At 48.8% G+C, this 25,353-nt stretch carries 24 protein-coding genes; 18 read left to right on the top strand and 6 right to left on the bottom strand.

Features of this window, described 5'->3' with window-relative positions:
• Positions 1 to 47: 47 nt before the first annotated feature.
• From ACMYR3_RS05350 to ACMYR3_RS05315, 8 genes are all read left to right on the top strand, one after another.
• Positions 48 to 281 (top strand): hypothetical protein, encoded by a 234-nt coding sequence (locus tag ACMYR3_RS05350; protein ID WP_424195225.1) that lies wholly within the window; start codon positions 48 to 50, stop codon positions 279 to 281.
• A gap of 545 nt (positions 282 to 826) precedes the next feature.
• Complete coding sequence (locus ACMYR3_RS05345) at positions 827 to 1,102, top strand: hypothetical protein (protein ID WP_424195223.1); 276 nt, start codon at positions 827 to 829, stop codon at positions 1,100 to 1,102.
• Between the two features lie 72 nt (positions 1,103 to 1,174).
• The gene (locus ACMYR3_RS05340) at positions 1,175 to 1,987 is read left to right on the top strand and encodes an alpha/beta fold hydrolase (protein ID WP_424195221.1); all 813 of its coding nucleotides are present in this window, start codon (positions 1,175 to 1,177) and stop codon (positions 1,985 to 1,987) included.
• 177 nt (positions 1,988 to 2,164) lie between these two features.
• Entirely contained in the window at positions 2,165 to 2,551 is a 387-nt protein-coding gene (locus tag ACMYR3_RS05335; RefSeq protein WP_424195219.1) for a VOC family protein, read from the top strand.
• 253 nt (positions 2,552 to 2,804) lie between these two features.
• Positions 2,805 to 3,317 (top strand): hypothetical protein, encoded by a 513-nt coding sequence (locus tag ACMYR3_RS05330; protein ID WP_424195217.1) that lies wholly within the window; start codon positions 2,805 to 2,807, stop codon positions 3,315 to 3,317.
• A gap of 171 nt (positions 3,318 to 3,488) precedes the next feature.
• The gene (locus ACMYR3_RS05325) at positions 3,489 to 3,905 is read left to right on the top strand and encodes a hypothetical protein (RefSeq protein WP_424195215.1); all 417 of its coding nucleotides are present in this window, start codon (positions 3,489 to 3,491) and stop codon (positions 3,903 to 3,905) included.
• A gap of 1,018 nt (positions 3,906 to 4,923) precedes the next feature.
• Positions 4,924 to 7,416, top strand: coding sequence for a hypothetical protein (locus tag ACMYR3_RS05320; protein WP_424195213.1), 2,493 nt, complete (start codon positions 4,924 to 4,926; stop codon positions 7,414 to 7,416).
• Between the two features lie 376 nt (positions 7,417 to 7,792).
• A complete protein-coding gene (locus tag ACMYR3_RS05315) occupies positions 7,793 to 8,440 on the top strand; it encodes a YkgJ family cysteine cluster protein (protein WP_424195211.1) in 648 nt (215 codons plus the stop codon).
• A 58-nt stretch (positions 8,441 to 8,498) separates the two neighbouring features.
• Here ACMYR3_RS05315 and ACMYR3_RS05310 read toward each other — a convergent pair whose 3' ends face one another.
• Positions 8,499 to 8,819, bottom strand: a complete 321-nt coding sequence (locus tag ACMYR3_RS05310) for a hypothetical protein (protein ID WP_424195210.1) — start codon at positions 8,817 to 8,819, stop codon at positions 8,499 to 8,501.
• 25 nt (positions 8,820 to 8,844) lie between these two features.
• On the opposite strand from ACMYR3_RS05310, the gene ACMYR3_RS05305 reads away from it, so the two are divergent.
• From ACMYR3_RS05305 to ACMYR3_RS05265, 9 genes are all read left to right on the top strand, one after another.
• Complete coding sequence (locus ACMYR3_RS05305; protein ID WP_424195208.1) at positions 8,845 to 9,147, top strand: hypothetical protein; 303 nt, start codon at positions 8,845 to 8,847, stop codon at positions 9,145 to 9,147.
• 115 nt (positions 9,148 to 9,262) lie between these two features.
• Positions 9,263 to 9,913 carry a hypothetical protein gene (locus ACMYR3_RS05300; RefSeq protein ID WP_424195206.1) on the top strand — a complete coding sequence of 217 codons (651 nt, stop codon included), beginning with the start codon at positions 9,263 to 9,265 and terminating at the stop codon, positions 9,911 to 9,913.
• A gap of 29 nt (positions 9,914 to 9,942) precedes the next feature.
• Positions 9,943 to 10,458: a hypothetical protein gene (locus tag ACMYR3_RS05295; RefSeq protein WP_424195204.1), complete on the top strand. Its 516-nt coding sequence runs from the start codon at positions 9,943 to 9,945 to the stop codon at positions 10,456 to 10,458.
• 22 nt (positions 10,459 to 10,480) lie between these two features.
• Complete coding sequence (locus tag ACMYR3_RS05290) at positions 10,481 to 11,008, top strand: GNAT family N-acetyltransferase (RefSeq protein ID WP_424195202.1); 528 nt, start codon at positions 10,481 to 10,483, stop codon at positions 11,006 to 11,008.
• Positions 11,009 to 11,171: 163 nt separating this feature from the next.
• On the top strand, positions 11,172 to 11,567 hold the full coding sequence (locus ACMYR3_RS05285) for a DUF4440 domain-containing protein (protein WP_424196380.1): 396 nt from the start codon (positions 11,172 to 11,174) through the stop codon (positions 11,565 to 11,567).
• A 101-nt stretch (positions 11,568 to 11,668) separates the two neighbouring features.
• Positions 11,669 to 12,739, top strand: a complete 1,071-nt coding sequence (locus ACMYR3_RS05280; protein ID WP_424195200.1) for a serine hydrolase domain-containing protein — start codon at positions 11,669 to 11,671, stop codon at positions 12,737 to 12,739.
• A gap of 113 nt (positions 12,740 to 12,852) precedes the next feature.
• Positions 12,853 to 13,092, top strand: a complete 240-nt coding sequence (locus tag ACMYR3_RS05275) for a helix-hairpin-helix domain-containing protein (RefSeq protein ID WP_424195198.1) — start codon at positions 12,853 to 12,855, stop codon at positions 13,090 to 13,092.
• A gap of 95 nt (positions 13,093 to 13,187) precedes the next feature.
• Positions 13,188 to 13,769, top strand: a complete 582-nt coding sequence (locus ACMYR3_RS05270) for a TMEM175 family protein (protein ID WP_424196378.1) — start codon at positions 13,188 to 13,190, stop codon at positions 13,767 to 13,769.
• A 175-nt stretch (positions 13,770 to 13,944) separates the two neighbouring features.
• Positions 13,945 to 14,421 carry a CopD family protein gene (locus ACMYR3_RS05265; protein WP_424195196.1) on the top strand — a complete coding sequence of 159 codons (477 nt, stop codon included), beginning with the start codon at positions 13,945 to 13,947 and terminating at the stop codon, positions 14,419 to 14,421.
• A 193-nt stretch (positions 14,422 to 14,614) separates the two neighbouring features.
• On the opposite strand, the gene ACMYR3_RS05260 is transcribed toward ACMYR3_RS05265, so the two are convergent.
• The 5 genes from ACMYR3_RS05260 to ACMYR3_RS05240 all read right to left on the bottom strand — a co-directional run bounded on the left by ACMYR3_RS05260 (position 14,615) and on the right by ACMYR3_RS05240 (position 23,648).
• Positions 14,615 to 15,922 carry an APC family permease gene (locus ACMYR3_RS05260; protein ID WP_424195194.1) on the bottom strand — a complete coding sequence of 436 codons (1,308 nt, stop codon included), beginning with the start codon at positions 15,920 to 15,922 and terminating at the stop codon, positions 14,615 to 14,617.
• Position 15,923: 1 nt separating this feature from the next.
• Positions 15,924 to 16,301, bottom strand: a complete 378-nt coding sequence (locus tag ACMYR3_RS05255) for a hypothetical protein (RefSeq protein ID WP_424195192.1) — start codon at positions 16,299 to 16,301, stop codon at positions 15,924 to 15,926.
• 74 nt (positions 16,302 to 16,375) lie between these two features.
• A complete protein-coding gene (locus ACMYR3_RS05250; RefSeq protein WP_424195190.1) occupies positions 16,376 to 17,662 on the bottom strand; it encodes a hypothetical protein in 1,287 nt (428 codons plus the stop codon).
• A gap of 8 nt (positions 17,663 to 17,670) precedes the next feature.
• Positions 17,671 to 20,832, bottom strand: a complete 3,162-nt coding sequence (locus ACMYR3_RS05245) for an outer membrane lipoprotein-sorting protein (protein ID WP_424195189.1) — start codon at positions 20,830 to 20,832, stop codon at positions 17,671 to 17,673.
• A gap of 89 nt (positions 20,833 to 20,921) precedes the next feature.
• Positions 20,922 to 23,648, bottom strand: coding sequence for an aminotransferase class III-fold pyridoxal phosphate-dependent enzyme (locus ACMYR3_RS05240; protein WP_424195187.1), 2,727 nt, complete (start codon positions 23,646 to 23,648; stop codon positions 20,922 to 20,924).
• 720 nt (positions 23,649 to 24,368) lie between these two features.
• On the opposite strand from ACMYR3_RS05240, the gene ACMYR3_RS05235 reads away from it, so the two are divergent.
• The gene (locus ACMYR3_RS05235; protein ID WP_424195185.1) at positions 24,369 to 25,307 is read left to right on the top strand and encodes a ribonucleotide-diphosphate reductase subunit beta; all 939 of its coding nucleotides are present in this window, start codon (positions 24,369 to 24,371) and stop codon (positions 25,305 to 25,307) included.
• Positions 25,308 to 25,353 lie beyond the last annotated feature (46 nt).

Genomic DNA, 25,353 nt, shown 5'->3' with positions numbered 1-25,353 from the left:
GAGAAGATGAAACTGGCCAAGTTCTAGCTAACTTTGACGTTAGCGGTATGGATAGTCGCATCGTGAGCGAGGCTTCAAAACACAGCATCTGTCTCCGATTCATCGATCTATACGGAAACTTTCTCGCCAATCAACTTCAACTACCTGTTCTTGTCTCTGAGCTAAAAGAAATGGCGTTTACAATGTCTGACCAAGCACTTAAAGATAATATCAATCGACTGGTGGTATTCTTAAACGATTCAGTGGGGGTTCATACTTATGTCCGCTTTATTGGCGACTAAAGTATCACCTAACCCATCATTCAAGTGGGACTGGCTAAAGCCAGCACCTTAATTCAAACGTTGGGCGTCATACACATGGGCGTAGAGCTTCACATCACAAGAACCGAACTGTGGGCAGAGAACGTACAGATGCCGATCACAGCCGAGGAGTGGCTTGCCTACGTGGCAACCGATCCTGAATTCGAGTTGTGGCCAGAAAATGGTCCTTACTTTGTTCGGTGGATCGGACCTTCAAAGCACGAGGAGCCTTGGCTAGATTGGTTCCAAGGAAACATAAGTACCAAGTGGCCCGATACGGCGCTCTACAGGAAAATGTTGCGGGTCGCGAAGGCCTTGAACGCACGAGTACAAGACGACGACGGTACGTCCTACCTAACGGAAGCCGATTGGGAATTCGATCCAACACAAACACGGAAACCTGCCGAGCCTCTGCGAAAAGTGTCTTGGTGGCGACGGTTCCTACGCGAATGACGCCCAACCCTTCAATCGAGAGGACTTGCCCCGGCAAGCCGGGTCAAGCCTCTCATCTCAAACGTTAGGCAAAAATGTATTGCATCACTCTTGCATGTGATGGCATTTCACCAGAGCATGGCTCACAAGTTGCCGCAGACGTTTTAGATGAATTTAGACACCGTCCGTGGCAGCAAATTTTTTCCTGTCAATGGGAGGGGGAAACTGTTGTTTTAGTGGGGAAAAATGACTTCGATACCACGGGAGATGCGCTTGCCGACGAGTTTTCAGATGCCATTGCAGCTAACTGGGACGGTGGCTACTTTGTGCGAATAGTTAACGTCATTAAGGAGCCAGAGAGTGCTGCCTAACCCATCATTCAAGCGGGACTGGCTAAAGCCAGCTCCTTAATTCAAACGTTATGCATTAAAGTGGAGAAGCTGTTGAAATTCAATCATTGTGGCTCCGATAACGGACGAATAGCGATCTACTTTCATGGTGTACCTGGAGCGCCAGAAGAATGTGCTATTTTTGATACTTACGGAAAAGAGCATGGCTTAACTTTTATTTGTTTTGACCGGTTTTCTGTCGATTCATCCATAAACGGTGAGTCGTATTACAAGCTTTTGGCCGAGGAAATTTCAAAAAAAGCAGCTGGAAAACAAGTGGATATCATTGGTTTTTCAATCGGTGCATTCGTCGCACTGCAGACGTGCCGCTACATGGCTAATGAGGTCAAGAGCCTGCATTTAGTTTCTGCCGCTGCTCCGCTTGAGGCAGGCGACTTCCTTGACGCAATGGCAGGGAAGCAGGTTTTTCAGTTAGCAAAGGCTTTTCCCGCCTTATTCGTTCTATTGTCCTATTGGCAAAGCTTGCTCGCTTTGTTTTTTCCCAACGCACTATTTCGCCTGCTGTTCGCCTCTGCTGCTGGTGGTGATAAAGCATTGGCTAAAGATAGGGAGTTTCAATCCAGCATCATCAAAATATTAAGATCGTGCTTCATTGGCCGCGTCCTAGGCTACTCGAGAGACATTAAAGCTTATGTGCAGCCGTGGAACAACACGCTCCCCTATGCCTCCGTCAATACGCACATTTGGCACGGAGCAGATGACAATTGGTCGCCAACCCTTATGGCTGATTACCTGGAATCAGCGATTCCAGGCTGCACCTCGGCCAAAATATTTAACGGTCTGTCTCACTACTCGTGCCTATATCGAGCAGTACCTGAAATATGCAATCTATTAGGCAAGGCATAACATTGCAGTCGAGTGGGACGCTCCTACCGTCGTGCCCCTCACCTCTACGTTGGGCTGCATGAAACCCACTCGCCTCACCTCGGTCGCTGTTCTATCCCTCAGCGCATTGCTGAGTGCCTACGATCAAGGCTGTATAAACAGGGTCAGAGTCAAATTCAATACAAAAGGAGAAACATCATGAAAAGCAATCCGGTTGGTTGGTTTGAAATTTATGTTCAGGACATGCCTCGTGCAAAAGCTTTTTACGAGGCTGTCTTTCAAGGAACACTCAATGAATTAGCAAATCCTGCTACTGACGAATTGCCCGGCATGGAGATGTGGGCGTTTCCTTCTTCGATGGAAAGTTACGGTGCACCGGGTGCGTTAGTACGCATGACTGGCTGCCCTTCTGGCGGCAGCACACTGGTGTACTTCTCCTGCCAGGACTGCGCCATTGAAGCTGCACGAGCCGCATCGCACGGTGGAAAGGTCTTTAAGCAAAAGATGGCCATTGGCGAATACGGTTTTATTGCCCTGGTTGAAGATACTGAAGGCAATATGATTGGTCTGCATTCAATGAAATGAAGTTAAGACATAAGATTGCGCTCCGGGGGGCGAGTATCAATAGAGGCTGAGTTAAATTAACCTACTAATCAAACATTTCTGCAGTGATACCGGGTCTCACAAGTCGGCAAGAATAAATGCCTTAATGACATACAATCACTGCAATGACGGCTTTAACTATACTGAATTCTGAAGACTGTCTTTACTGCCCTCCCCCTTGCCTCGCACTTTGGTGGCACCGCAACGTCAAACTTAAAGCGCCACCACATACTTCATGTCTAGCCATTACAACGTCACATTCAATACTCAACTCCGTACCGACTTATCGCCCATTGAAGTAGCTGCTCTTGACTATCTGTTTGGGGAGTGTGACAGCCCGCCGAGCCAGTTTCCTGATCATTGGTTTTTTCAACAGGAAGAGATCACTGCCACGGCGTTTTGGGATCTCAATCATCCTGTTCAGTACTCTGTACCGGGTTATATTTATCGACTCTGGCGATCATTTGACGAAACTAACACTCAATTAACTACATGCGGCGTCAATATCTACTTGCATGGCATCAAGGACAGTGCGTTGTGGAGTTACTGTGAGCTATTGGGTTTGTTTGGCTGGTTGGCCAGCCTGTCTGTCGACCATGGCTTGGTAGGTTCACACTCTGTCATGGATAGTGTTGAACTTATTGAAGCACAGACGACCACGCTCTACCTGATTCAAGATAATGAACTTTTTATTTCCACCGGCCAGATTGGTGAATGTCATTCGGTGATGAATAGCGCCAAAAAATAAACAATAAAATTAGGATAAATTGAATTATCCATCGCGGTATGGTGGATAAACATAGCGCATTAAGATTAATTTTTTAGACGCTATAAGATGCGTGCATTCATCAAAACCATCTTCATTGATTTCATTTCATGCAACAACATAACAATAAATGTTTGAAAGAAGGAACGCATCGTGATTGAGGCTCTCATTGGTGTTGCGGTCGGTGTTCTCACAATAGTCTCGGCACGAATGATTCGCGGGCAGCATTGGATGTATTCAATCGGCCTGCTCACTCTGCCAGGCTTGTACGCCTTCTTTGCGCTACAAGCCGGTGAACCGGCGGTCGGCGTCAAGGAGATGATTTACGGTATTCCTTATGTGATAGCTGGGCTGATCTTTGCATTGGTGAGGATGCGTCAGTCGGCGATAGTAGTCGCGGTATTCTGGATATTGCATGGGCTGTACGACTTGATTCATAGCCAATTGATTACCAATGTGGGTGTGCCGGACTGGTATCCCGTATTCTGTTTCTCGGTGGATATGGTGATTGGTAGTTATCTACTTTGGCTGTCACGTCGTATTCCCAATGCCAATCTTCACCAAACGTAAGTCATGGCTACCTTTCTATATAAATAGTGCAAATAGGGTCAAAGTCCAATTGTTTACTTTGGAGCACCCCCAATACACCTGCCAGGGCTTTTTCGTTTTGATTCGAGCTGGCTCAGAGTTTGATACGAAGCACTGTTCTGCGGTTATCACCGACAGAGGTATGAATATTGGGCTTATTTCTGTTCATCGCTCACGTCCCGGCTAGACAACCCTGCAAGGCAAAACGTTGATGAGAAAGGCTTTCGGGTTACGACATGGTCTGCTTCGACGTAGTTTTTGGGAAGCGCCATCATGCCCCAACTCGTCATGATCAAATTTGACAAGCATGACAAGATGGTTGCCGTCTTACGCCAGATCAAGTAATGCGCTGGGCTATTCAATATCAATAATAAGTAACAGCGTCCCTCCGATCTAAAAACTTTGTGATCGTTATGAATTAGAAGGTTGCTGTGGCATTTTTTCTCAATAATATTGAATTGCCACCGTCGGCTTTTTTAAGCCTCGCTTACTTTTTGACTCGTCGAAAAAGTGCAAGCACACCATACGAAATCAGGTTATACCCAACTCTATTTCATAGACCCTCTCTTTTTTGCCTTTGCTGCCTTCAAGTTGATTAGTAATTTGGAATCTTCAGATGACTGGGGTGACAATTTATTGCTATTACCGGGCTTGGGCGCAGGCACACTCTCCCTCTACTGTCTGGGCGGCTTGGTCATCAGGCTCATGACGTCAAAGCAGTAACAAAGGCGTACACCCCTATTCCTTGCTAGTCAATAGACGGGGCCTTCTCACTCGTCGGCCAGCCCAATCCTGCCAAAACGCTGCCTGAGACGATACAAACAATGCTTCACACTGCAAAGTTGCAAGTGAACTCTTTAGTTGAAAAAGTTACGCTACAATAAGTTTCAAACCAAAAAATTACACAATAAGCGCCATGTAAAAAGCATCACCCAGGCAAGACAGTGATTTGGTGCCAATGCGTAAGAGGATACGCTAACAGGCGATGATAATAATACTCATGACAAGGGACTGTGTGCATTTCATTCTTTCGTTTTTTCATTCAAAACAATCCAAATTCAGCACTTTTCTATCCAAATTCACTTGTTTTTGCATCTGCATTTTTGTACTGAATGGCTGCGGTGGCGGTGGCGGTGGCGGCACATCATCTCCAACAACCATCAGCGGCTATATTGTTAAAGGCCCTGTCACTGGTGCCCAAGTCAACCTGTATAACATTGCTGTAGATGGCACACGCAGTCTGGTGGCATCGACGCAGACAGACAATACCGGCTTTTATCAGTTCAACCAAACACCCACTTCTGGCGGCGTGTTCATGGTCGAAGCCAAAGACGGACGGTATATCAATGAAGTTGGCAATGAGTCAGCATCATTAACAACGCCAATGCGTGGTGTAGCTGTCTGGAACAACAGCCCGATGACAGTGTGCGTTTCTGCCTATTCGGAAATGGTGGTCAGATCCTTTGAACAAAATGCCATTGACACGCCGCCAGTCAATAATGCATTTAGTACCGCCGTCAAAGTTACCGCCAACAGTGGTCAATCCATTTGGACAGCCAGCAATGTCAATGCGTCAAATTCAGGCTTATCCAAAACGCTGGGACTGGATAATCTGCTGAGTTTCAAGCCGCTTGATTTACACACAATTCCCACTTCAGCCAACATCAATTCATCTGATTTCAACATGGCCATATTGAATGGCAGTGTGGCCGGACTGATCAAACAGACTGATTCATCAGGTAATGCCCTGAGCTTGTCAGGTGCACTGGATTCGCTCTACAAAATTGTCCTGTCCGACCCCTATGATGACCAAGCCAATGTAGCCCTCATCAAGGGTACAGGGCAATTCATTGATACGATGGGCTTTACCGTCGATCAGAAAAAAACCATTAAACAGAGTCTCTATTCTCCAGACGGCATTACTGTACTTTACAGCCTTCCCGATCCTGATCTTTCACCACAGGGTGTTTCGACAGGTAGTGCCATTAGCCCCATGCCAAATGATGGTTTTCAATTGGTCAATCAGGGAAACATCACTTTGACCCCGACGGGTAAAACCATTTTCAATAAACGGGGAGCCTTGACAGCCTTCTCTACGTCCAGCCTGCCAAACTACTATAAAACCATTCATAGTGCGAGCGTCGGCGAGGTTTATGGTGATGGTGATATTGGCATTGGGCGTTGGCATGGTGGTGTCGTCGGATTTGCAGCAATGGAAGCCAACGGCAACTTTAAGTTTAATTCTGCCGAGTTATTACCCAAAAATGGCGGCCGTTCTTATGCCCTCGGTCGCCCAGCGACACAACTACCCAGTTGTGGCAAACGCATCCTCCACTTAGCCAAATCTACCCTTGGGTTTTCGGCGATTACCGGATTAAGTGCTGACTCAACGATGTCTGTGCAATTTAGTGGCAGCCAATATTATGTTGGCTATGACATTGGCTTTGTTCTGAAGGACGGCACCGTCACCAGAATCACCTCACCAGGCGGTATAGCTAATCCATGGGTCAATATGGCCAACATTCTTCCCGACTTTAAAATACCAGTCATTACCGTCACTGGCGCACTAAGCAATCAGGGTTTAGTCGATATCAGCATGGATGGCCTATTATCTGGCATAGGCGGCAAAAAAATGGCACTGCAAATGGAATACCGTTTTCAGGCTAGCTCGGACAATATAGCGGTTGCATTTACCGACGAAGGCACCACACTTGATACCAGCAACTGCGGTGCAATCAGTCAGCCCGACAACAGCGCAATCAGCCCAGCCCCCATCACAGGTGCCTATACATTTGTGGCACAACCCATCGACTCAAGTTTGTCAGTGAAAGGTAACTATGTCTATTTCAATCAACGGGGTGCAGTCACCAAAGTGCAAGACTATGTAGCGAGTAACCCACCAGAAACGGCGATTGATCGTCTACTAAGCCCTGGTGACATCAGCTATTCCAATTTATTGGGTAATCAGGATATATCCATTGGACTGATGCGTGGGACGTTCAATCTCTTTGGCATACCTGTATTACAAACCATCCCTTATGCGGTTTCCAAGGTAGGAGCGAATCTGCCGTCGACTGGTTCACGTCACTATGTGCTGCGATCTGCCACACCCGTTTTTGGAATCGCGAATAGCGGATCTTCCACACCCGTACAGATAACAAGTGGACAAGTTGATACTGCGACCCTGGATGTCGTTTTTGGTGAAAATCCAATTGGCACACCTAATAACTTTTATGGCAGTGTCAGAGTCAATATCCACGTCAATATTGCTGGACAGTCATTCAATATTGTCAATCCATTAGACAGCAATCAACACATCGTTGATGGTCTTTTTTATGGCGCTGGTTTTGATGTATCGCCAATTGGCAGCGGATATATTACGGATAACTCGGGCCACTACGCAACTTTCTGTTTTAATAATTTTTCGCAAGTCTATTTCTCTAACCGGCCACCAATCGCGGTTCACGGCTGTCTGTTGTTTGAGCAGCAATAAATTATCAATTGGAATTGAGATACCTTCTGGCATCTCATCAACCAGCCCAGCCTTTTACCAGGTAAATTGGTACTGGTAGATACCTAGGACTCCGGTAATTCCCTGCGCCATTCTGACAATCAGCGTTATTCTGAGCAAGCATACCCTCTCTTTAAAAAGCTGGCACAATACCAAGTATTCAAGTAAATTTTTGTCTTGGCAATACTGGTTAATCAAACCCGTATGCAAACAAAAATTGGTGGTTGGCTTACCTGGCCACTCACCCAGCACTGACCAATATCAATAATAAGTAACCGCGCCCGCTGTGATGCATCGTTCCCGATGGCTGATGGGATGGTGCATCGTCCTGCAGTATTTTTGCCATGCGGAGACACTGATGTTGACCCCGGAAGAACATGCGCTGTTTTTGAGTACGATTGCCAAAATTCAGGTGCAGGCACAAGAGCAGTTATTGGCCGATACCACGCCGGCACATACGGTGCACTTTATTACCAGGTTGCATGGCTCGGTGGATCAGCTCAGTCACAAATCGCAGCAGGAACAAACCTTTGCCTGCCAGGCTGGTTGCAGCTATTGTTGCCATGTGCGAGTGGAGGCTTTGGAGCCAGAAATCTTTTTGATAGCACGCACGCTGCGGCAGGAAAGTCTGATTGATCAGTTTCATACGATGCAGCGCTTGCAGGCGCATGTGAATCAGCAGCAAGCGGCCAAGGGCAAGGTGGTGCATCAGCCCTGCCCGTTTTTGGTTAACCAGATGTGCTCCATTTATCTCGTGCGGCCCGCGGTATGTCGCAAGGCACATTCGCTCGATGTGCAAGCCTGCGCCACCCAGCAACCGCAACTGCCGCAAAACCTGGCGATGGCATTGGGTGCCGAGGCCTTGATGAAGGGGACGGCTTACGCGTATCAATCGCTTGAATTATCTGCTTCAGGTCATGAGCTGGCGCAGTCAGTATTGCTGGCCATGCAGGATGACATGGCCGAGCAGCGCTGGCTGGCGGGTGAGCCTGTCTTTAAAGAATAATCCCATCACTTGGTCCAGTTTGATTGTGGCCTATCATGGCACTTTGGGTGATTTTCATTCATGATTTTTGTTCTTGAACTTTGTATGAATAAAAATCGCTAACCAATCTTTCATCACTTGCCATGCATATGAAGTTCATACTCTTGCTCATCTGCACGCTATTTTTGATCAATACTGCACAAGCCAACACCTTTACGGTGATGTGATTCGCATCGCCAGCATTGGCAATAAAACCGATGTGCTGATGATCAATGGAAAATTTCAAGGTGCGCCAAGCGAATGCAGTCATGCCGATGATGCCATGATCTTCAGTATCGACAGGCAAAGCGCAACCGGTCAGGCACTCATCGACAAGGTGACCGGTTTCAAGATCAATCATCAGCGCGCCACAGCCTGGGGCAACCATGTTTGCTCGGACAACACACCGTATCGCAACGCGCAAAGTGAAGCGCTCGCCAGCATCTCGGTCAGCCAGTGATGATAAACCTGGGCCATTCACGCCGGATGGCTTAAGTCGTGACAATCAATATATACTCCATTACTGTATATTTAAACAACAAATAAATAAGCACTTAAGCAGTCATAATTTGACTATACCCCTTGATTTTCATGATTATCCAGCAATTTTGATGCAGCCAGACTGCATCAAAAACCACGACCAAGATTACCCGCCAGATGGCCCATTACCAACCAAACAGACGGGCTGATCAGCGTAGTGAATGGTAATCCGCCTGCGCTATACTCAACTGCGCTGCCCACCCTTGCTGTCATGCGTTTACCAATGCCACTGCAAGCCAGCCAACCCATTTGTGAGTCCAAGCCATGCCCGATAAAGCCAAGCCAGTTAATCTGGAAGACAACTTCAAGACCGAATTCCTGCAGCATTATTTAGCGGTGGGCATGGGTGCGCTCAACAAAAAAGATATTGATGCGTTGGTCATGCATTTGCTCGACAAGTATGGCGATGGCCAGACGGGGCCGCTCTATAAATACCCCAACCAGGAGGTCAGCGCCCTGCTCAAAGCGCCCGTTGCCAAGGTGAAACAATTGCGCTATGAGGCCGGTCTCAAATATGGTGGCCGGGTGGAAGATCAGGCCAAGGCGCGCCTGCTGGTGGCGTTGTCACGCGCAGTCTTTGAGGTGGAGTCAAAACGGATTTGTTTGTTGATTGAAGATGCACTCGCCAAAAACTGGTTGCAAGGTCAGCTTAAAAATAATGGGCTGATCTTTGATCATTCTTTTAATACCGAAATTGTGAAAGTCGACCCGAAAGGTTTGTTTGCCGTGCTCGGCCAGTTTTTTGATGACAAGGACACAGATAAATTCAGGCTGGCCTTTGACCGAATTGAAAAAGAAAAGAAAGATGGCGAACTGCGTGCCGAGTTTTCCAAGCTCGCCAAAGACTTTGCGATGGATGCAGCAAAAAAGGCCGGTGGCGCGGTGCTGGCGGCGTTTGGTGTGTTGATGGGTTAAATATCGCACAAATATCACACAATCATTGCATGCAAAAAATTGACGCCTTCAGCCTCGAACAACACCATGGCCCTTATCAAGCATGGCCACTCAAGACACGGCTGTATTTTCGAGGCCAGGATACCGGCAGTGCCATCAACGGTTATGAAATTGAAGCGCAGTACCAATGCAGGCAGGGCTATCTGTTGATCACCGCCTATGATTGCCCATTTGAAGAATCCAATGAATTTATCTTGCTGGATAAGGCATTCAAGGTTATTGCACAAAAATCATTGATGGCGTTGTATGACAGTTATTTATTACATGCACATTGGCCTGTCTCCAATAATGCTTTGCGTCTGCATTATCAAACAAAACTTTGCTACACCTTGAGCATTGAAAATGGTTTTGGCCTGTTTGGTAAAAAACTGCGTTTAAGCCTGCAACACTTTAAAGATATTGACCATGATCCACAGGTTGTCGCGTCCATTTCGGCGTTGCAGGCAAGCTTAAAAGCCATTGGTGCTGAACTGGATAAAATGGATAAATCATCATCTTTTGCGTGACATCATTTAAAAACCATTGCCAATGCATGCCATTCAAGTATCCATCGCTCGTCGTCACCACATCCCCGCCATCATCAGCCTGGTCAATCAGGCCTATCGACCCGCCTCTGATGCTGCAGGCTGGACGCATGAGACTGGTCTGGTGACGGGTGAACGAATCAATGAGCAACAGGTAACGGCATTGCTGGACCGAAGCCAGTCAATCATCTTGATTGCCACCCGCAAAAACGACTTGTTAGGTTGCGTGCATATTGAGCAACAAGATGAGCATGCCATGATTGGCATGCTGGCCGTGCTGCCACGTTGTCAGGTTGGCGGTATTGGCAAACAATTACTGGCCCATGCCGAAAACCATGCGGCACAACAATTTCATGTGAAGACATTGCGCATGGTGGTGGTATCAGCACGACACGCGTTGATTGAATTTTATCTGCGCCGTGGCTACCAAAGAACCGGGCAAACCATGCCTTATCCGCTTGATGCAGGCGCTGGGCAGCCGATGACTGCCAATATGACGATTGAAGTCCTGGAGAAATCAGCTTTTGTCTGACTTGCTTTTTAAGATAGCGCAGGCATGATACAAAATAGCCATCATTGAATTGCAAAGGTTTGCAACGAGCCATGACACCGGCTTGCATTGACTGCACTATCATGGCAGTTGTCGTCGCTTTAGTCATTCATCGTTTTAGTCATTCATCGAGTTGCTCATGAGTATGGATACGCATCACAGTACCGCCCCGGAACACCTTGAAGTCTTGCTGGAATTGATGCAGCTTGAGCCGATCTTTCATCGGGCGCATGTGGATACCAAGCGCCATGAGTTTGAAGACATGACCGATGTCGATTTTTGGGAGATTGGTGCATCGGGCCAGCGCTATGAACGCGATTTTGTGCTCGATACATTGGAACAACGGCACGCCCAACCATTGACGGAGCACTGGGAAACGCATGACTTTCACTGTCAGCAGATTGCGCCCGATCACTATCTGATCAGCTATTTACTGATTCAGGAGCAGGTTCGCAAAAGTCGCCGCACCACCATCTGGCGCCGCACCGAAGCTGGCTGGAAAATTCTGTTTCATCAGGGCACCTTGATACAGGATGAATGATCGTTCCTGATAAGCTGATAGCTCATGAGTGCGGTTAACAAGTGTAGTGAATAAGTGCAATGAGTACGATTAACGAGTCCATTTCAAACTTGAGTCATCCGATGAATCGATTGCTTGCCACTGCGGTACAAACCCGGCTTCAACAGCAGCTTGATCGCTGGCAATTGTTTGCACCTTGTGCCGGGGTCAATGTCACCTTGCTGGATAGCGAGCAAGGCTGCTGGACTGGCGCGGCAGGCTATGCCGAGGTGGATGAACGAATCCCCATGCCAGCCGCCGCATCTTGCTATATCTACAGCATAGGCAAAACCTTTACCGCCATTCGCATCTTGCAGTTGGTAGCGCTTGGCCTGGTTGAACTGGATCGCTCGATCAGTCACTATCTGTCCAAAGTAGCTTTACCGGATAAGGTCACCATTCGTCGACTGCTCAATCACAGCAGCGGTGTACCCAATTATACCGATCTGCCCGATTACCTGCCTGCAAACCTGGCACAACCCGGTGTGCCGTGGACGGATGACATGGTCCTCGCCAAAACCTGTACAGGCAAATTGGATTTTGAACCGGGCCATGGCTGGCACTATTCGAATACGGGTTATATGCTGCTGAAACACCTGATTGAAACAGTCAGTGGTAAGCCGTATGCGAGCAATATTGAAGCGCATATTATCCAGCCACTCCAGCTTGGGCAAACCAGGGTGACGACCCGTATTGATGATGGACAGCTCACGCCGGGTTATTGTGCCTATTTGAATGATCAGCAGATCATGGAAGACATCCGCTTCCGCTACCATCCCGACTGGTGTCTGACTGGCCTGCTGGCGTCCACGACGGATGATATTGCCCGTCTTTATCAGGCACTGTTTCATTCGGACTTCCTCAGTGCAGCATCCCGGCAAGCCATGACGGATGCGGTCAATTGCAACCTTGCGGCCCATCCTTATTTTGTGCAACCGGCGTATGGTCTGGGATTGATGGCAGATCGGCAGCACCCCGATGGCCCCATTTATGGACATGGTGGCGATGGCCCGGGTTTTAATACCTGGGCCATGCATCTGCCTGCATGGCATGGCCGCGCCGTGACCGTCGTTATTTTTTGCAATACCAGCATGGGCAGTCATCCCTTTATGCTCTGCAAAAAACTGCTCAACATTTTGCAGACAGCCGATTGAAGGCATGATGCTGAACCTGACTGACTACTTATCAACTGCTGCCTAACTGCTGACAGTGACTGTCACCAGCCTTGTTATCATTGCTTCATCCCGACTCAAATACACTACTCACCATGTCCTTTTCTCCTGAAGAACGTCAAGCACTGCTGTTGGTCAAAGGTATTGGCCCAACTGTCATAGCGCGGCTTGAACAGATGGGCTATGCGTCGCTGGCGCAACTGAGCACGGCCAATATGCTTGATATTGTGAGCAATGGCGCGGCCATGACAGGATCAACCTGCTGGAAAAACAGCCCGCAAGCCAGGGCGGCCATTCAGGCTGCCATTGGGCTGGCACAACAATATCGTTCCTGACCGAACCGGATTGCCCGTAATCCAATGACTTCTTGTATGATTTTGCTTTTGGTCCGGTGCCATTGCGCTGGCCGCCAATCAATCAGGAGAACCAAGTGGGCAATAATCGTCTGGAAGCATTCAGTGATGGCGTGATCGCCATTCTTATTACCATCATGGTGCTGGAACTCAAAGTACCGCATAGCGAAAGCCTGGATGCCTTATTGCCACTGCTGCCAGTTTTTTTGAGTTATGTGCTCAGTTTTATTTATGTGGGCATCTACTGGAACAATCACCATCATCTGCTGCATACCTGCCACAAGGTTGACGGACGAATCCTGTGGGCCAATCTGCACCTGCTGTTCTGGCTGTCGTTGATTCCCTTCGCCACCGGCTGGATGGGTGAAAACCATTTTTCTGCCGTGCCCAGTGCACTCTATGGTGTGGTGCTGTTCATGTCGGCCATGGCTTACTGGATACTGCAGCAGCAGATCATTGCCGCACAGGGTGAACACTCCCTGCTACGCCAGGCCGTTAAACATGACTGGAAAGGCAAGCTGTCGCCGGTTCTTTACCTGCTGGCCATTGCATCTGCCTGCTGGCTGCCCTGGCTGGCCATGAGCATTTATGTTTTGGTGGCCCTGTTATGGCTGGTGCCGGATCGTCGTATTGAAAAGGCATTGACGAACGAAAAATGAGGTGCACTGGCCGCAAGCTGCTCAGGCAGCCCGACCTTGATGCAAAATCATCATTGTTCAAACAAACAGCGTGCTGGCTGATTGTATTGACCGGTTGCGTTTGAATTCTGAGCCACATCAATACCGCTGATGATGCAACTGTTAGGCTACGAATATTCAAGCAATCAACAGGAAGATGATGAGCAGCTATAGCGTGGTGGTGGTATTGCATTTGCTCGGTGCGAGCATTTGGGTAGGTGGACATCTGGTATTGGCACTCGGCATTTTGCCAGCCGCCTTGCGCGCCAGCGATGCGAACGTCCGTACGAGCGTCGGAGTGGACATGATCCGCAACTTTGAAAATGTGTTTGAAAAAATGGGTGTGCCTGCCCTGCTCCTGCAGGTAGCCAGTGGTTTGTGGCTGGCACATTTCTGGGTGCCGGACTGGCACAACTGGTTGTCACCCAACACAGCACAGGCCCATTGGGTGGCCATTAAACTATTCTTGCTATTGGTGACTTTGCTGTTGGCCATGCATGCCCGCCTCAAGCTGATACCCAATTTAACCGCCGCAAGCTTGCCCGCTTTGGCTTGGCATATCCGCCTGATTACCTTGGTGGCGGTGCTGTTTTTGCTGGCCGGTGCCTCTTTGCGAACTGGCGTGCTGCTGTGAACTCGACGCCATCAATCCATATGCACTCAAATCGGATACTGATTGGGTGTATTTAAAATAGACCAATAAATACGCACTATATGAGCCATTATTAAATGGTACTCAGTAGTAGTATCATTAAAAATGGCGATTTCAGCGCATTTCCGGTCATCGTCAGGCACACTTGATAACGCCGAAAATATCCAGATTCTGACTACTGCATGGCCAACATCTGCCGTTTGGCACACACATTACAGACCAGCAACATGGGCAACAGACAGGCCAACACCACGCCAAATACCAGCACTTCGTCATGGCTCTTGCTATCGGCCAACATCATGAGCAAAGTCGCGGCCAGCATCACAAACACCAACACACGCAATACCAGCATCACCTTGTAGCGCAAACCACTGACTTGCAAGTTGCCGGGTTTGCCCAGTTTGAGCAACACCGCCATGAAGGTCATATAGACCACGCAGATGATCATCGCACCAGCATTGGCAAAAGGCAGCACCAGATTAAAACGATCAACCAGCATAGCCGCCAAAATACAGATGCCGGTGACCACCGCAATCGCGGTAATCGGTGCGCCACTCGATTCATGCAACCTGAGCAGCCCCTTGGGCAAATAACCTTCACGCGCAATCACATACAGCAGGCGCGAGGAGCCGATCATCCCAGCGTTAAAGGAGGTCATGATGGCCAGGCCACTCACCAGCAAGACCATCACACTGCCCAGACGCCCCATTACGAGATTGGCCAGCAGCAATTGCGGCTTGTTGTTGACAGCAATCGCTGGCAGGTCAAAGTGACCAATCATCGCCAGACTAAATAACGCATACATGAGCGCCAGCAAAATGACCGATACATAGAGCACCCTGGGGATCATGCTGACGGCTTTGCGACCACCACTTTGTGAGGTGGTGATCCACTCGATCCCCACAAACAGAAAAAAGGATGACAGCACCGATTCGGGCAAAGCCGTCGTGTCTTGCTGTTGAACATCGGTCAACCAGTTGCCATAGCTACCCTGGCTGATACCCAGCACACTCATGCCAACCACCGACAAGAACAGCAAGACCACCATGATCATCTGTGTATCGCGTGAAAAATCCAGACCGCGCACATTAACCCAGGCCACCCCGGCAAACAGGATCAACGCAACGAGGATGGTCGGTACTTCAAAAAATAATTGTTTGATGAGACTGCCAAACAAAACGCTTTCAATGGCCGCGACCATGAAGGTCAACACCAGATACAAAAAAGTAATGTAGAGTGAAAAACGATTGCCAAAGGCCGACTTGACATAGGTACGCACGCCAATCGCCGATGGGAAGCGCAATGCCAACTCACCAATCGATGAGGCCACCACGGCCATCAACACAACGGCCAGGCAGATGGAAATTGGCGTGAGGCTACCAATCAACCCCAGCAAGCTGGCAATCACCGAAAAGCAACTCATGGTAAAGGCCATGCCGACGCTGACCGACACATCACGCAGGAAATTTTTGGTGAACATCATGCTAGAGCCCCCACAGAATCATGCTGACCGCATCAAGCTTGCCCTGATCTTTTTGTGGTCCATAGACTTCCAGTGTGCCATTGGACCATTCGCGCAGCGGGTTGGCCTGCCCTTTAAAAATACGCACCAGCAGCTCATGGTCGGCACGCAGCAAGAGATCATCCTCATCAATATCGTCGTTGCTCGGCGTGATATTTTTTAATTGTCCTTCCTCAATCTGCAAGGCAAAACAATGCGCATCGTCATTGCTTTGCACATAGATCAATGGCGACCAGCCCTTGCTCATTTTTTGCACTGGTGCACTGGCATTCATCCGGCTTTGAAAATGTTGCAAAGCATCGAGCAATTGTGTATCAGCGGTTTGTGTTTCGTTTGTCATAATTAATTTTTAAATAATTTAATTGGATAATTTCTATTCGATTACATTTACGTCATCGCCTGAAGAATGACACATCAAATGGTGTAGCCCAGTTCCACAAAAAAAACGCTGTTGTTGCGAATACTGCCAAAGACTGAATCAGCCTTGCCACGAAACAAATCGGCGCCAATACTCAGCTTGGTGTTATCGGTCCAGTCAAACACCAGGCGCGGCCGAACCGCGTAGTCATGGCGACGCAGGTTATGCAGTAGAACCAGTTCGGTTTGCATGCGGTCGTTCAAAAAGTTTTTTGCCAGCCGCAAGCTGAGCGCGTGATTGACATGATCCGGCGCAAAATCCACCAGGCCCTGTACGAAGGCCAATTCACCCAGCACCGGCAAGGGCGCATTGGCCGGTGACTGCCGGGGACGTTCCAGACGGTAGATATATTGCAGATTGAGATTGCACCAGTCGGGTATTTCACGCTCCACACCCAACACCGAGTACAAGGTGCTGCCACGCGTAAAATAGGCATCAGCCAGGGCTGGCGCACGATGACGAATCATGGCCACTTCACCACGCAAACCCACTTTATTGAGGGAAGTAGCAAAGTCCGCAGCCAGTGCATGAATTCGTGAATAGGTACGCACCACCGTGCCACGAGCAGGATCAAGCGCCAGATAGGGATTTTTTTCCAGACCATCAAAATACGTCAAAGAGGCATCCAGACCTTCATGATTCCAGTCCACACGAAGTGCTTCTTGAGAGTTTCTTTCAGTCTGGACATCAACGGCTTGCTGATTAATGTCTGGTGGCAAGAGACTGCGCGTCGGGGTAAAGCGAAAGGCATGAACCAGACTCACACTCAGATTTTCAAATGATTGCGTAAGCTTGATGGCGTCCACACCCAGGCGCTGTTGTTCATCATCAGTCACCAGTTGGGTGAGATTTTTAGCCCCTAAAAAATCACTCGGGTTGATACGATCGGCCCGGCCCCATGAAAATATCTGCCGCCCAAAACGGACTTGCGTGTCCTCATGTTTAAACGTCAAATAGGCTTCATTGATACGGCTCTGCATGGCATAAGCCGGTGCATGTCCTTCATATGCCTTAAAGGCCGAAATCAGACCACTGAAATTTTGATTGATCTTGCCCTTGGCCTTGAGCCAGATGGAGGGCTGATGAATCAGCGTTTGGTCATCCAATTGCCGATTGGATGACCAGAGTGCGTCACGCACCGAGGCCGTCAGCCAGTCTGGCTTCTGCCATTGGTTGCCTGACTCCGCTGTGGCATTGTCTACCGCTTGTGCCACTACCGAACCAACCCATAGCAAGGTCAGACTCAGCGCAAATTGCGCCAGTCGTTGAGAATCACCACGCATAAACCGACTTATTCTGTTTCAAGCGAACGGGCAGAAAAGAGTTCGTCCTTGACGTTCTGGTTGGCAACAAACTCGGAAAAATCGATAAAGGATTTATGCTGGGTTTCGAGATTGCTGGCCTCGACATGCATGGCACGCCATTTTTGACGCTCGGCATCAAGCAGTTTGATATTGGACTGATGTACTTGTTTAAAGAGCTTACCGGTGTCGTTATAAAAGTCACCCTTGATGAGCGTGTAATTGGCTTTGGCAATCCATGACACGCGTTTGCTATAGCCGCTGTCTGTGGCAACCTGCGGATTGGCAGGGAGGGACTCCACAACAAAACAGTTCACACCATCAATGGCTTCTTCCGGCAAAAATTTGTGTTTCCAGTCGGCCACTTTATGGCCGATGACATCGCCGTAACTCAAATCAGTGCCAAGAAAACTTTCACGCTTATTGGAAGAAACCAGACGGCGCACTTTTTTAAGGGCGGGCAGATAGACCCACATATCATCATCACCGGCTGAATTTTCAAGCAGCAGAATGGCAGTACCCTTCACATCGGCCGGTGCATCAAAACGAGTGATCTGCATATTGTCATTACCATTGGGCTTGAGCTTGGTACTACCGGACACTTTACGAATCCGCTCCTGACCCTGGCCATTCACCAGACGAAAGGTGGCGCGGTTATTGGAATCAATCACCTTGATCACAACCAGATTCTTAGCCATCACGCTCTCTGGTGTCTCGGCATCCGCAGCCCGCGCCTGATCGGCTGAGCCCAGGAACAGGCCGAATCCCAGACCGGCAGTCAGTACCATTTTGGCGGCTTGAACCAAACCACTGTTAGCACGACTTGATGCAAAAAGATGATGCCAGGACATCAGCAGGGAAGGAATCAGGAACAGTGAGGAGAACACGCTCACCAGCATGGCAGTCACAATCAGAATCGAGAACCAGTTATGAATGTTGTAGCCAAAATTGAAGAACAACACGGCATAACCACCGGCAATCGCTGATGCCACAAACAGACAGGCCTTGCCCGCTGTACGCATAGTACGCATGATGGCTTCTTCGGCACGACCATCAATGGCGTATTCTTCGCGGAAGCGATAGATCAGATACACCGCATAGTCAGCACCCACCCCCACTGCCATGGCCACCTGCAAGGAGTTGGGAATATTGAGCGGGATGCCACCAAAGCCCATCACGGCGAAGTCCATGATTACGGTCAACACCAGCGGCACCATGACAAACAGTGCACAGGTGAGCGAGCGGAACAGGAGCAGCGACATCACAAAAATCGCAGCCGCCAACTGACCAATATTGAGCAGTTTGTGCTTGACCATCACTTCCGTCAATGCCATCGCAGACGGCAGGCTGCCCGCAAAGTTCATGGTGACTTTGGACTTGAAGTTGTCTTTGGCAAATTTTTGAATATCACTAATAAAGGTGTTGCCATAAGCCGCATTGTCATCACGTTGCAGGATCAGCAGTTTGCCATAGCGATAAGTGTAATCCACATACGGGTCAAAGTCGGTTGGATCACCGGACAAGGAGTACAGCAACAGGTATTGGGATACCAAGTCCTGACTGGCTGGAACCACATCAAACTGGGCATCGTTGTTGTGCATCGACTTGTTCATCTTGCGCAGATAATCGGTAATGCCCACACTCTTGCCGACACTGGGATAAGTGTCCAGATACTTTTGCAGATTGGCAATATCGTTCAGTACCACTGGATCCTTGATGGCATCGGCGGCACCACCATCAAACAGGATCATGGTGGTATCAGTGCCACCAAATGCATGGTTGATGAAATCATCATCGGCCAGGAATGGTACTGACTTCCAGAAGTAACCCTTGTCGGAGTTGTCCACCTTGACCATGGTGGCGCCCAGCACGCCCAGGCCCAATACGGCAACCGCGATGATATAGACCATCTTGCGATTGGGACCAATCGCAATGCGACCAATTTTTTCAGGAATGGTTGTCCAGAATTTAAATCCCTTGGCTGGACCTTGTGCACGTTTAGGCGCAGGTAAACAGGCACGCATGGCGGGAATCAAGGTCAGTTCCAACAAACAGGCACTCAAGACCCCCACGCCGGTAAAGATGGCAAAGGTGCGCACGGTGGACAGATCAAACACCACCAAAGAGAAGAAGCCGATTGCCGCCATCGCAGCAGCGGCCACCATCACCGGACCAACACCAATAACAGAAGCAATCACTGCTTTTTGGTTGGCTTCTTTCGGCGTCAAGGTGCCATCGGCAGACAGTCGATCATATTCTTCGTAATAACGTTTCAATAACTGCACCGCATGTCCCGCTGCAATGGCCAGAATCAAGATCGGTGTGCCGGAGTTAAAAATATCCAATGGAATACCTGCCCAGCCCATCACACCGACACCCCAGATCACTGCCAGCAAGGCGGTGACCAACGGCAGAATCAAACCTTGCTTGGAGCGGAAGGCTTCAAAGTGCAGCAGACCGACGACCAGCAAGGCAATCGGAAACAGAATTTCCATCTTGTCGGTATAGACTTCGGTATAAGCCAAAATCACGGGGTTACCGGCAATCCGATAATCCATGGTCGGATCTTTTTCTTCTTCCAAAATTTTCAAGATAGGATCCAGCATCGGACGAAAACCTTCCGGATGCTGCTTCATCTCCACCACGATCGAAGTACTGCGGGTATCACCAGACACCAGTGTGTTATGAAAGATGGGGGATTCGGCCACGGCTTTTTTCAAACGATCCAGGGCTTCCGGTGTATCCATCGCCCCTTCCACCATCGGGTGTACTTCAAAGCCATCGGCCGTGCCACGAATGTCCTTGGACTTGCGCGCGGTCAGGCTCAGCAGATTTTGCTTGTTCACAAACTCAAGCTGGGCAATTTTGTCGGTAATGGATTTGACGCGTGCCAGAACCGGTGCCTGAAAGGCATCCCCTTCTTTTGGCGTCACAGAAATGATGGTGACAAACTTAGTGCCAAAGATCTTTTCAATGTCATTACCACCTTTGATATAAGGATGGTTTTGCGGCATGATCTTGTCAATATCAATCACCACCGTCAGATTTTTTGCGCCATAAGCCAGCGCAAAAGTAATCAGGAACATGCTGATCATGACCAGCCAGCGGTTTTTCACCACCAGTTTTGCCCAAAATGAAAATACCGTTTGCATAAAATTGCCTCACTCCATTGTTGTTATTCGAACTGCCATTACCGACTGCTCACTGCCAAATACCAATGACCCACTACTTTCAATATTCACTATACGGCTTCGCGTACCTGAGGGGTCATGATCTCCATGCCATCTTTCAAGATGGCAAAATTAAATCCATGCTGTCTGGCCATCTCGTAGACTGACAAGGCTTCGTCATAGGGAATGGTCGTACCCAGGCTATAGCTACGCTGTGCGCCCGACATGCACAAAACAATCGTCTCAGACAAACAGGCCAGGTTGTAACCACGCGGATAGCCGAGTACGTTATAAAAGCCAAACTCGACATCCTCTGGCAACTTGACGATGCCACCTTCGTAAACCAATAAGTCCTGACGTGCCGCACCGACCTGACGCATGACATCCAAAGGTCGTGCCACATCACACACCAGACTGTCGTGCGCCAAAATTGCCGGGTTGATAAATGACTTACCGGCACCCGTTGCCGACAATACCACGTTAGTCTTGGGCAAATCACCCTCGATATCCACGGTCAAACACACGAATGGTTGTGCCCCAGCAGCGGCCAGCGCTTCATGAAACAGATTGAGCCAGGCTTCAGGTGACTGTTTGGCCTGCGCAAGAAACGACCATTGCAATAACTGATGACGCGGCAAGATGGCCAGCAAGCCCGCCGCAATACCACCCCGATGCTTGGCACCATCGGGATCATTGCGAACTTCATCCAGCGCCAATGAATAGATTTCCACTGCCACCATGGATAGATGCTGAATTGCAGTTTTGTTGGATGGATTGCCAAACAGATAGATTTTTGGCGCAAAGCGACTCAAATGCAGTGCGGCAACCCGACCTACCGAACCCGCTGCGCCCACCACACCGACTACCCGTTTGGAAGCTGGTTTGGCCGACTGCTGGCAGGCATAAATCAAACTTTCAGCACTGGCTAACGCCGTCAGACTATTGCCCGTGGTGATATTGAGCCGGGTGTCGCAGAAGTCCACGCCACCGCGCGTAATCACCGAGGTGAAAGCGCCCAGACCAACCATGTCGACATCCAGTTTTTCGGCAATCCGGAAGTAATCACCCATCAAATTGACGCGATCTTTTTTGCTCAGTTTCAGCATGGTCTGTGGTGTCAACATGCCTGCAATCAACCAGCCTTCCACATAGCCACCCTTGGCAGAGCGCAAGGCCGGCAAGTGATACACAGCATCGGGATCAAACTTTCTGGAACACCAGGAGTTGAGCCAATTGGTCCAGGAACGACGATCACGATCAGTCATATCCTTGAACTCATCAGGCAAAGCATCAAACAGGACATGCGGCTCGGTCGGATGCATCAGGAAGGCAAATTTGCCCAGGCACTGCTCGGCCGCCTTGGGCGGCGTATACGATGGCCGTTTTTGTATTGACTGATTGGCTGCCACGATCTCCTTCTTGGGCTCGGCATCCACCAGAAAGCGGCACATTTCTTCAAAGCGGCGCGCCTGAATCATGGCACCGGCCTGATCCAGTGCATTCACAACACGATCAATCTCTTCGCGAGTGACATTCAATGAAGGTTGCAAACGCAGCGTGGCCGTCTGATTGAGCAATGGTGCCGTCACAATCCCATGCACATTGAACAGATAACCGGCCAGTACTGGCACCGAATAACCTTGCGTGGAGGCATGCGACAGCACATAACCATTGTCATAGTCCCAGCTGGCCATGACCAAGCCTTGCATCAGCCCTTTGCCGCGCGCCTCGATATAGGCATCAGGATATTTTTTAACCAGTGCCTGCAAACACTGATGCAGATAATCGCCCTGCTCCTTGGCGTTTTTAACCACTGCCTGATCATCACGCAACAACTCTTCAATCACCGCCAGACCAACGCTGCAGGTCAAATGGTTATTGGCAAAGGTGCTGCTGTGCAACAGTCCAAACTCTTCAGTCCAGACATCCTGACGACACAGTACTGCGCCCAGCGGCACCATGCCACCACCCAAGGCTTTTGAAAGCAGCAAAATATCGATATGAAGATCGGTGCAATGGCTGGTTGCAAACAACTGTCCCGTTCGACCCAGGCCAGTCTGAATTTCATCCACCACAAACAACACGCCTGCAGCCTTGCAGATTTGCGAAGCCTGGGCAATATAATCATCATGCGGCGTGCGCATGCCCCCCTCACCTTGCACCGGTTCGACAAAGAATGCAGCAACATCGCCTGCCTGCAAACGGGTTTGCAATGCATCCAGGTCGTTATAGCGGACAAACTCAAAGGCCGTGGTATCCAGCAGGAAAGGCGTGTGATACTTCATATTGCCAGTCACCGACAAGGCACCAAGTGTCTTGCCGTGATAACCATGCATGGCCCCCACAATTCTTTGCTTGCCGGTTTTGGCGCGCGCCAGTTTGATGGCGGCTTCCGCAGCTTCCGCGCCACTATTGACGTAGGTGACATAGCGCATTTTTCCCGGTGCAACGTCAATCAACTGCCTGGCAAGTTGTTCGGCTGCACTGGAAAAAAATGGCTGCATCAAAGAAGGTTCTTTGTTGACCAGCACCCGTTCAATCGCATGGGTGATACACGATGGATTATGACCAAAAGGGACTGAGCCAAATTGCGATAAGAAATCAAGGTAACGATTACCCTTGTCATCTTGAAAATATCGTCCTTCTGCTTTGACCATCTGCTTGTTAAAACCAATATGGTTCAACAAAAAGTGCCGATCCGGATTGAGAGCCGACTGCTCATAGCCGGGTAAAGTCCAATCAGCCTTAACGAATGACGTCGTGTCCGTCCCATCCAAAACACTTTGATTCTGTTGCACGAATTTCTCCTTTAGGCATCTTCACTGGGAAGACATATATTTATTCTTTATATGAAAACAATGACCATCCTGATCAGTCATCTTGCCGTGTGCCTTGGTGACACTTATCGGCGATACAACAGTCTTGCCAGAAAACACTAAGCTTCCTGGCTTCAGCAATTAGCATTCCATTAAGACAAAAATCTCACAAAATAGACTGCTCGAATTCAGCACATGAGTAATCAAAATCACGCTATACCTTCACCTAATTTGATTAAAGTCAAAAACTCAGATAATCCCTCTCTTCAATTTTTTTAAAAATTGCCTCACTGCCAAAATCAAGGAGTGTGAAATAAAGTGACAATCCAAATTGTTTTATTCTGAACGCATGTATTTTTCTGTTGCAGTACAACTTAAGTTGAAACGAGTGTGTTTAATGACATTGACTGCCACCAGTCCAATACACATTTCGATTTTATTTTTTCATCATCGCGTAAGACCATGTATTTTCAAGCATCTCATGCAATAAGCCTTTGCTGGCAGTTCGTTATCTGATCATAGATGGCGCACTTATTGCCTTATGGTGAGTCTTGTCAAAAACTCAAAGCACCCATGGATCAGCCAAGCTAGACAGGTACTGATTTAAAAATACAACAAGCTATTTGGTGACACGTTAAAACCGCTATCAGGTTTGATTCACCATGTACAAATAAACATAAGAACTGACTAAAGGAGATTGATATGAATGAAGCAGTTCAGCTGGAAGCCGCGCAGATAGTAATGCCTGGATTGAATTATGATGCGCCAATTCACACCCCGGTTGAATGGGACAATGGCACATGGTCGATCCAGCATTGGCTGGAACGTACCGCATGGAAAACACTTAAGGACACCAAGTATGGTCGTAATCAACAGGAATCTTTTATTCCCGACCTACTAGAAGATCCATTGCTCAGGCAAGTCTACATGCTGGATGTTGCACTCTTCATTGCTGCCGAAAAAACCTCTGCCGATGCGGTGGCCGGCATGATGAAAATTGCGCCCGATGAACAGAGCTTTCTATATCTCGCCACGCAAGTACTGGATGAAAGCCGCCATCACGAATCTTTCTGTCGTCGCATGGCTGACTTTGGTGTTACCCCCGAAGAACGCAAGCAACTGGTCACCCAATACACGACTCCAGGCATGAGAAAAATGTTTGATCTGATTCTTGAGCAGGTCGATAAAGGTGACTTTTACGCGGCCTCACTGGCACAAAATCTGGTTCTGGAAGGTATGGCCTATCCCCTGTATCGCTATGAGATTCGTTATTGGTCAAAAATTGATCCTAACCTGAGCAAGATCATCAAGGTAGCCTTTGCCGATGAGGCACATCATGTTGGTTTTGGCGAAGCGATCGCATCACATCGCCTCAAAAGCACTGATGTGGACAAGCGTAATCAGTTTCAAAAACTCATGCATGATTTTTCTTCATTGATGCAAGACACCTTTGATCAGGTAATTCATCACTATGTCGGTCTGTATCAGGTCTGCGCCGATAATCATATGGATGTCATGGGTGATATCGATATTTTCCCTGGTATCAAGATGCGCGATGTCAGCGAAGAAGATCAGATCAGGCTGCTGCTCAAAGACATTGAAGATGAGCATTCGCAGCGCCTGGCTCGTATCGGCCTATAAAAGATAACCCCATACTCATCAGCCCCTGCAAGGGCTGGCTACGCTC

The organism is Ampullimonas aquatilis, assembly GCF_049675895.1.
Taxonomy (GTDB): Bacteria; Pseudomonadota; Gammaproteobacteria; order Burkholderiales; family Burkholderiaceae_D; genus Ampullimonas; species Ampullimonas aquatilis.
Note: the sequence above shows the minus strand (reverse complement) of the source record. Positions and strands in the feature narration are given on the sequence as shown.

What these genes read in the sequence shown, in the direction of transcription:
- ACMYR3_RS05275 (WP_424195198.1), top strand. Translation starts at nt 12,853, where the DNA reads ATGTCCTTTTCTCCTGAAGAACGTCAAGCACTGCTGTTGGTCAAAGGT.
- ACMYR3_RS05250 (WP_424195190.1), bottom strand. Translation starts at nt 17,662, where the DNA reads ATGCGTGGTGATTCTCAACGACTGGCGCAATTTGCGCTGAGTCTGACC.
- ACMYR3_RS05335 (WP_424195219.1), top strand. Translation starts at nt 2,165, where the DNA reads ATGAAAAGCAATCCGGTTGGTTGGTTTGAAATTTATGTTCAGGACATG.
- ACMYR3_RS05290 (WP_424195202.1), top strand. Translation starts at nt 10,481, where the DNA reads ATGCATGCCATTCAAGTATCCATCGCTCGTCGTCACCACATCCCCGCC.
- ACMYR3_RS05320 (WP_424195213.1), top strand. Translation starts at nt 4,924, where the DNA reads ATGACAAGGGACTGTGTGCATTTCATTCTTTCGTTTTTTCATTCAAAA.
- ACMYR3_RS05295 (WP_424195204.1), top strand. Translation starts at nt 9,943, where the DNA reads ATGCAAAAAATTGACGCCTTCAGCCTCGAACAACACCATGGCCCTTAT.
- ACMYR3_RS05255 (WP_424195192.1), bottom strand. Translation starts at nt 16,301, where the DNA reads ATGACAAACGAAACACAAACCGCTGATACACAATTGCTCGATGCTTTG.
- ACMYR3_RS05305 (WP_424195208.1), top strand. Translation starts at nt 8,845, where the DNA reads ATGTTTGCTCGGACAACACACCGTATCGCAACGCGCAAAGTGAAGCGC.
- ACMYR3_RS05280 (WP_424195200.1), top strand. Translation starts at nt 11,669, where the DNA reads ATGAATCGATTGCTTGCCACTGCGGTACAAACCCGGCTTCAACAGCAG.
- ACMYR3_RS05260 (WP_424195194.1), bottom strand. Translation starts at nt 15,922, where the DNA reads ATGATGTTCACCAAAAATTTCCTGCGTGATGTGTCGGTCAGCGTCGGC.
- ACMYR3_RS05345 (WP_424195223.1), top strand. Translation starts at nt 827, where the DNA reads ATGTATTGCATCACTCTTGCATGTGATGGCATTTCACCAGAGCATGGC.
- ACMYR3_RS05300 (WP_424195206.1), top strand. Translation starts at nt 9,263, where the DNA reads ATGCCCGATAAAGCCAAGCCAGTTAATCTGGAAGACAACTTCAAGACC.
- ACMYR3_RS05245 (WP_424195189.1), bottom strand. Translation starts at nt 20,832, where the DNA reads ATGCAAACGGTATTTTCATTTTGGGCAAAACTGGTGGTGAAAAACCGC.
- ACMYR3_RS05285 (WP_424196380.1), top strand. Translation starts at nt 11,172, where the DNA reads ATGGATACGCATCACAGTACCGCCCCGGAACACCTTGAAGTCTTGCTG.
- ACMYR3_RS05235 (WP_424195185.1), top strand. Translation starts at nt 24,369, where the DNA reads ATGAATGAAGCAGTTCAGCTGGAAGCCGCGCAGATAGTAATGCCTGGA.
- ACMYR3_RS05330 (WP_424195217.1), top strand. Translation starts at nt 2,805, where the DNA reads ATGTCTAGCCATTACAACGTCACATTCAATACTCAACTCCGTACCGAC.
- ACMYR3_RS05310 (WP_424195210.1), bottom strand. Translation starts at nt 8,819, where the DNA reads ATGATTGATCTTGAAACCGGTCACCTTGTCGATGAGTGCCTGACCGGT.
- ACMYR3_RS05350 (WP_424195225.1), top strand. Translation starts at nt 48, where the DNA reads ATGGATAGTCGCATCGTGAGCGAGGCTTCAAAACACAGCATCTGTCTC.
- ACMYR3_RS05265 (WP_424195196.1), top strand. Translation starts at nt 13,945, where the DNA reads ATGATGAGCAGCTATAGCGTGGTGGTGGTATTGCATTTGCTCGGTGCG.
- ACMYR3_RS05315 (WP_424195211.1), top strand. Translation starts at nt 7,793, where the DNA reads ATGTTGACCCCGGAAGAACATGCGCTGTTTTTGAGTACGATTGCCAAA.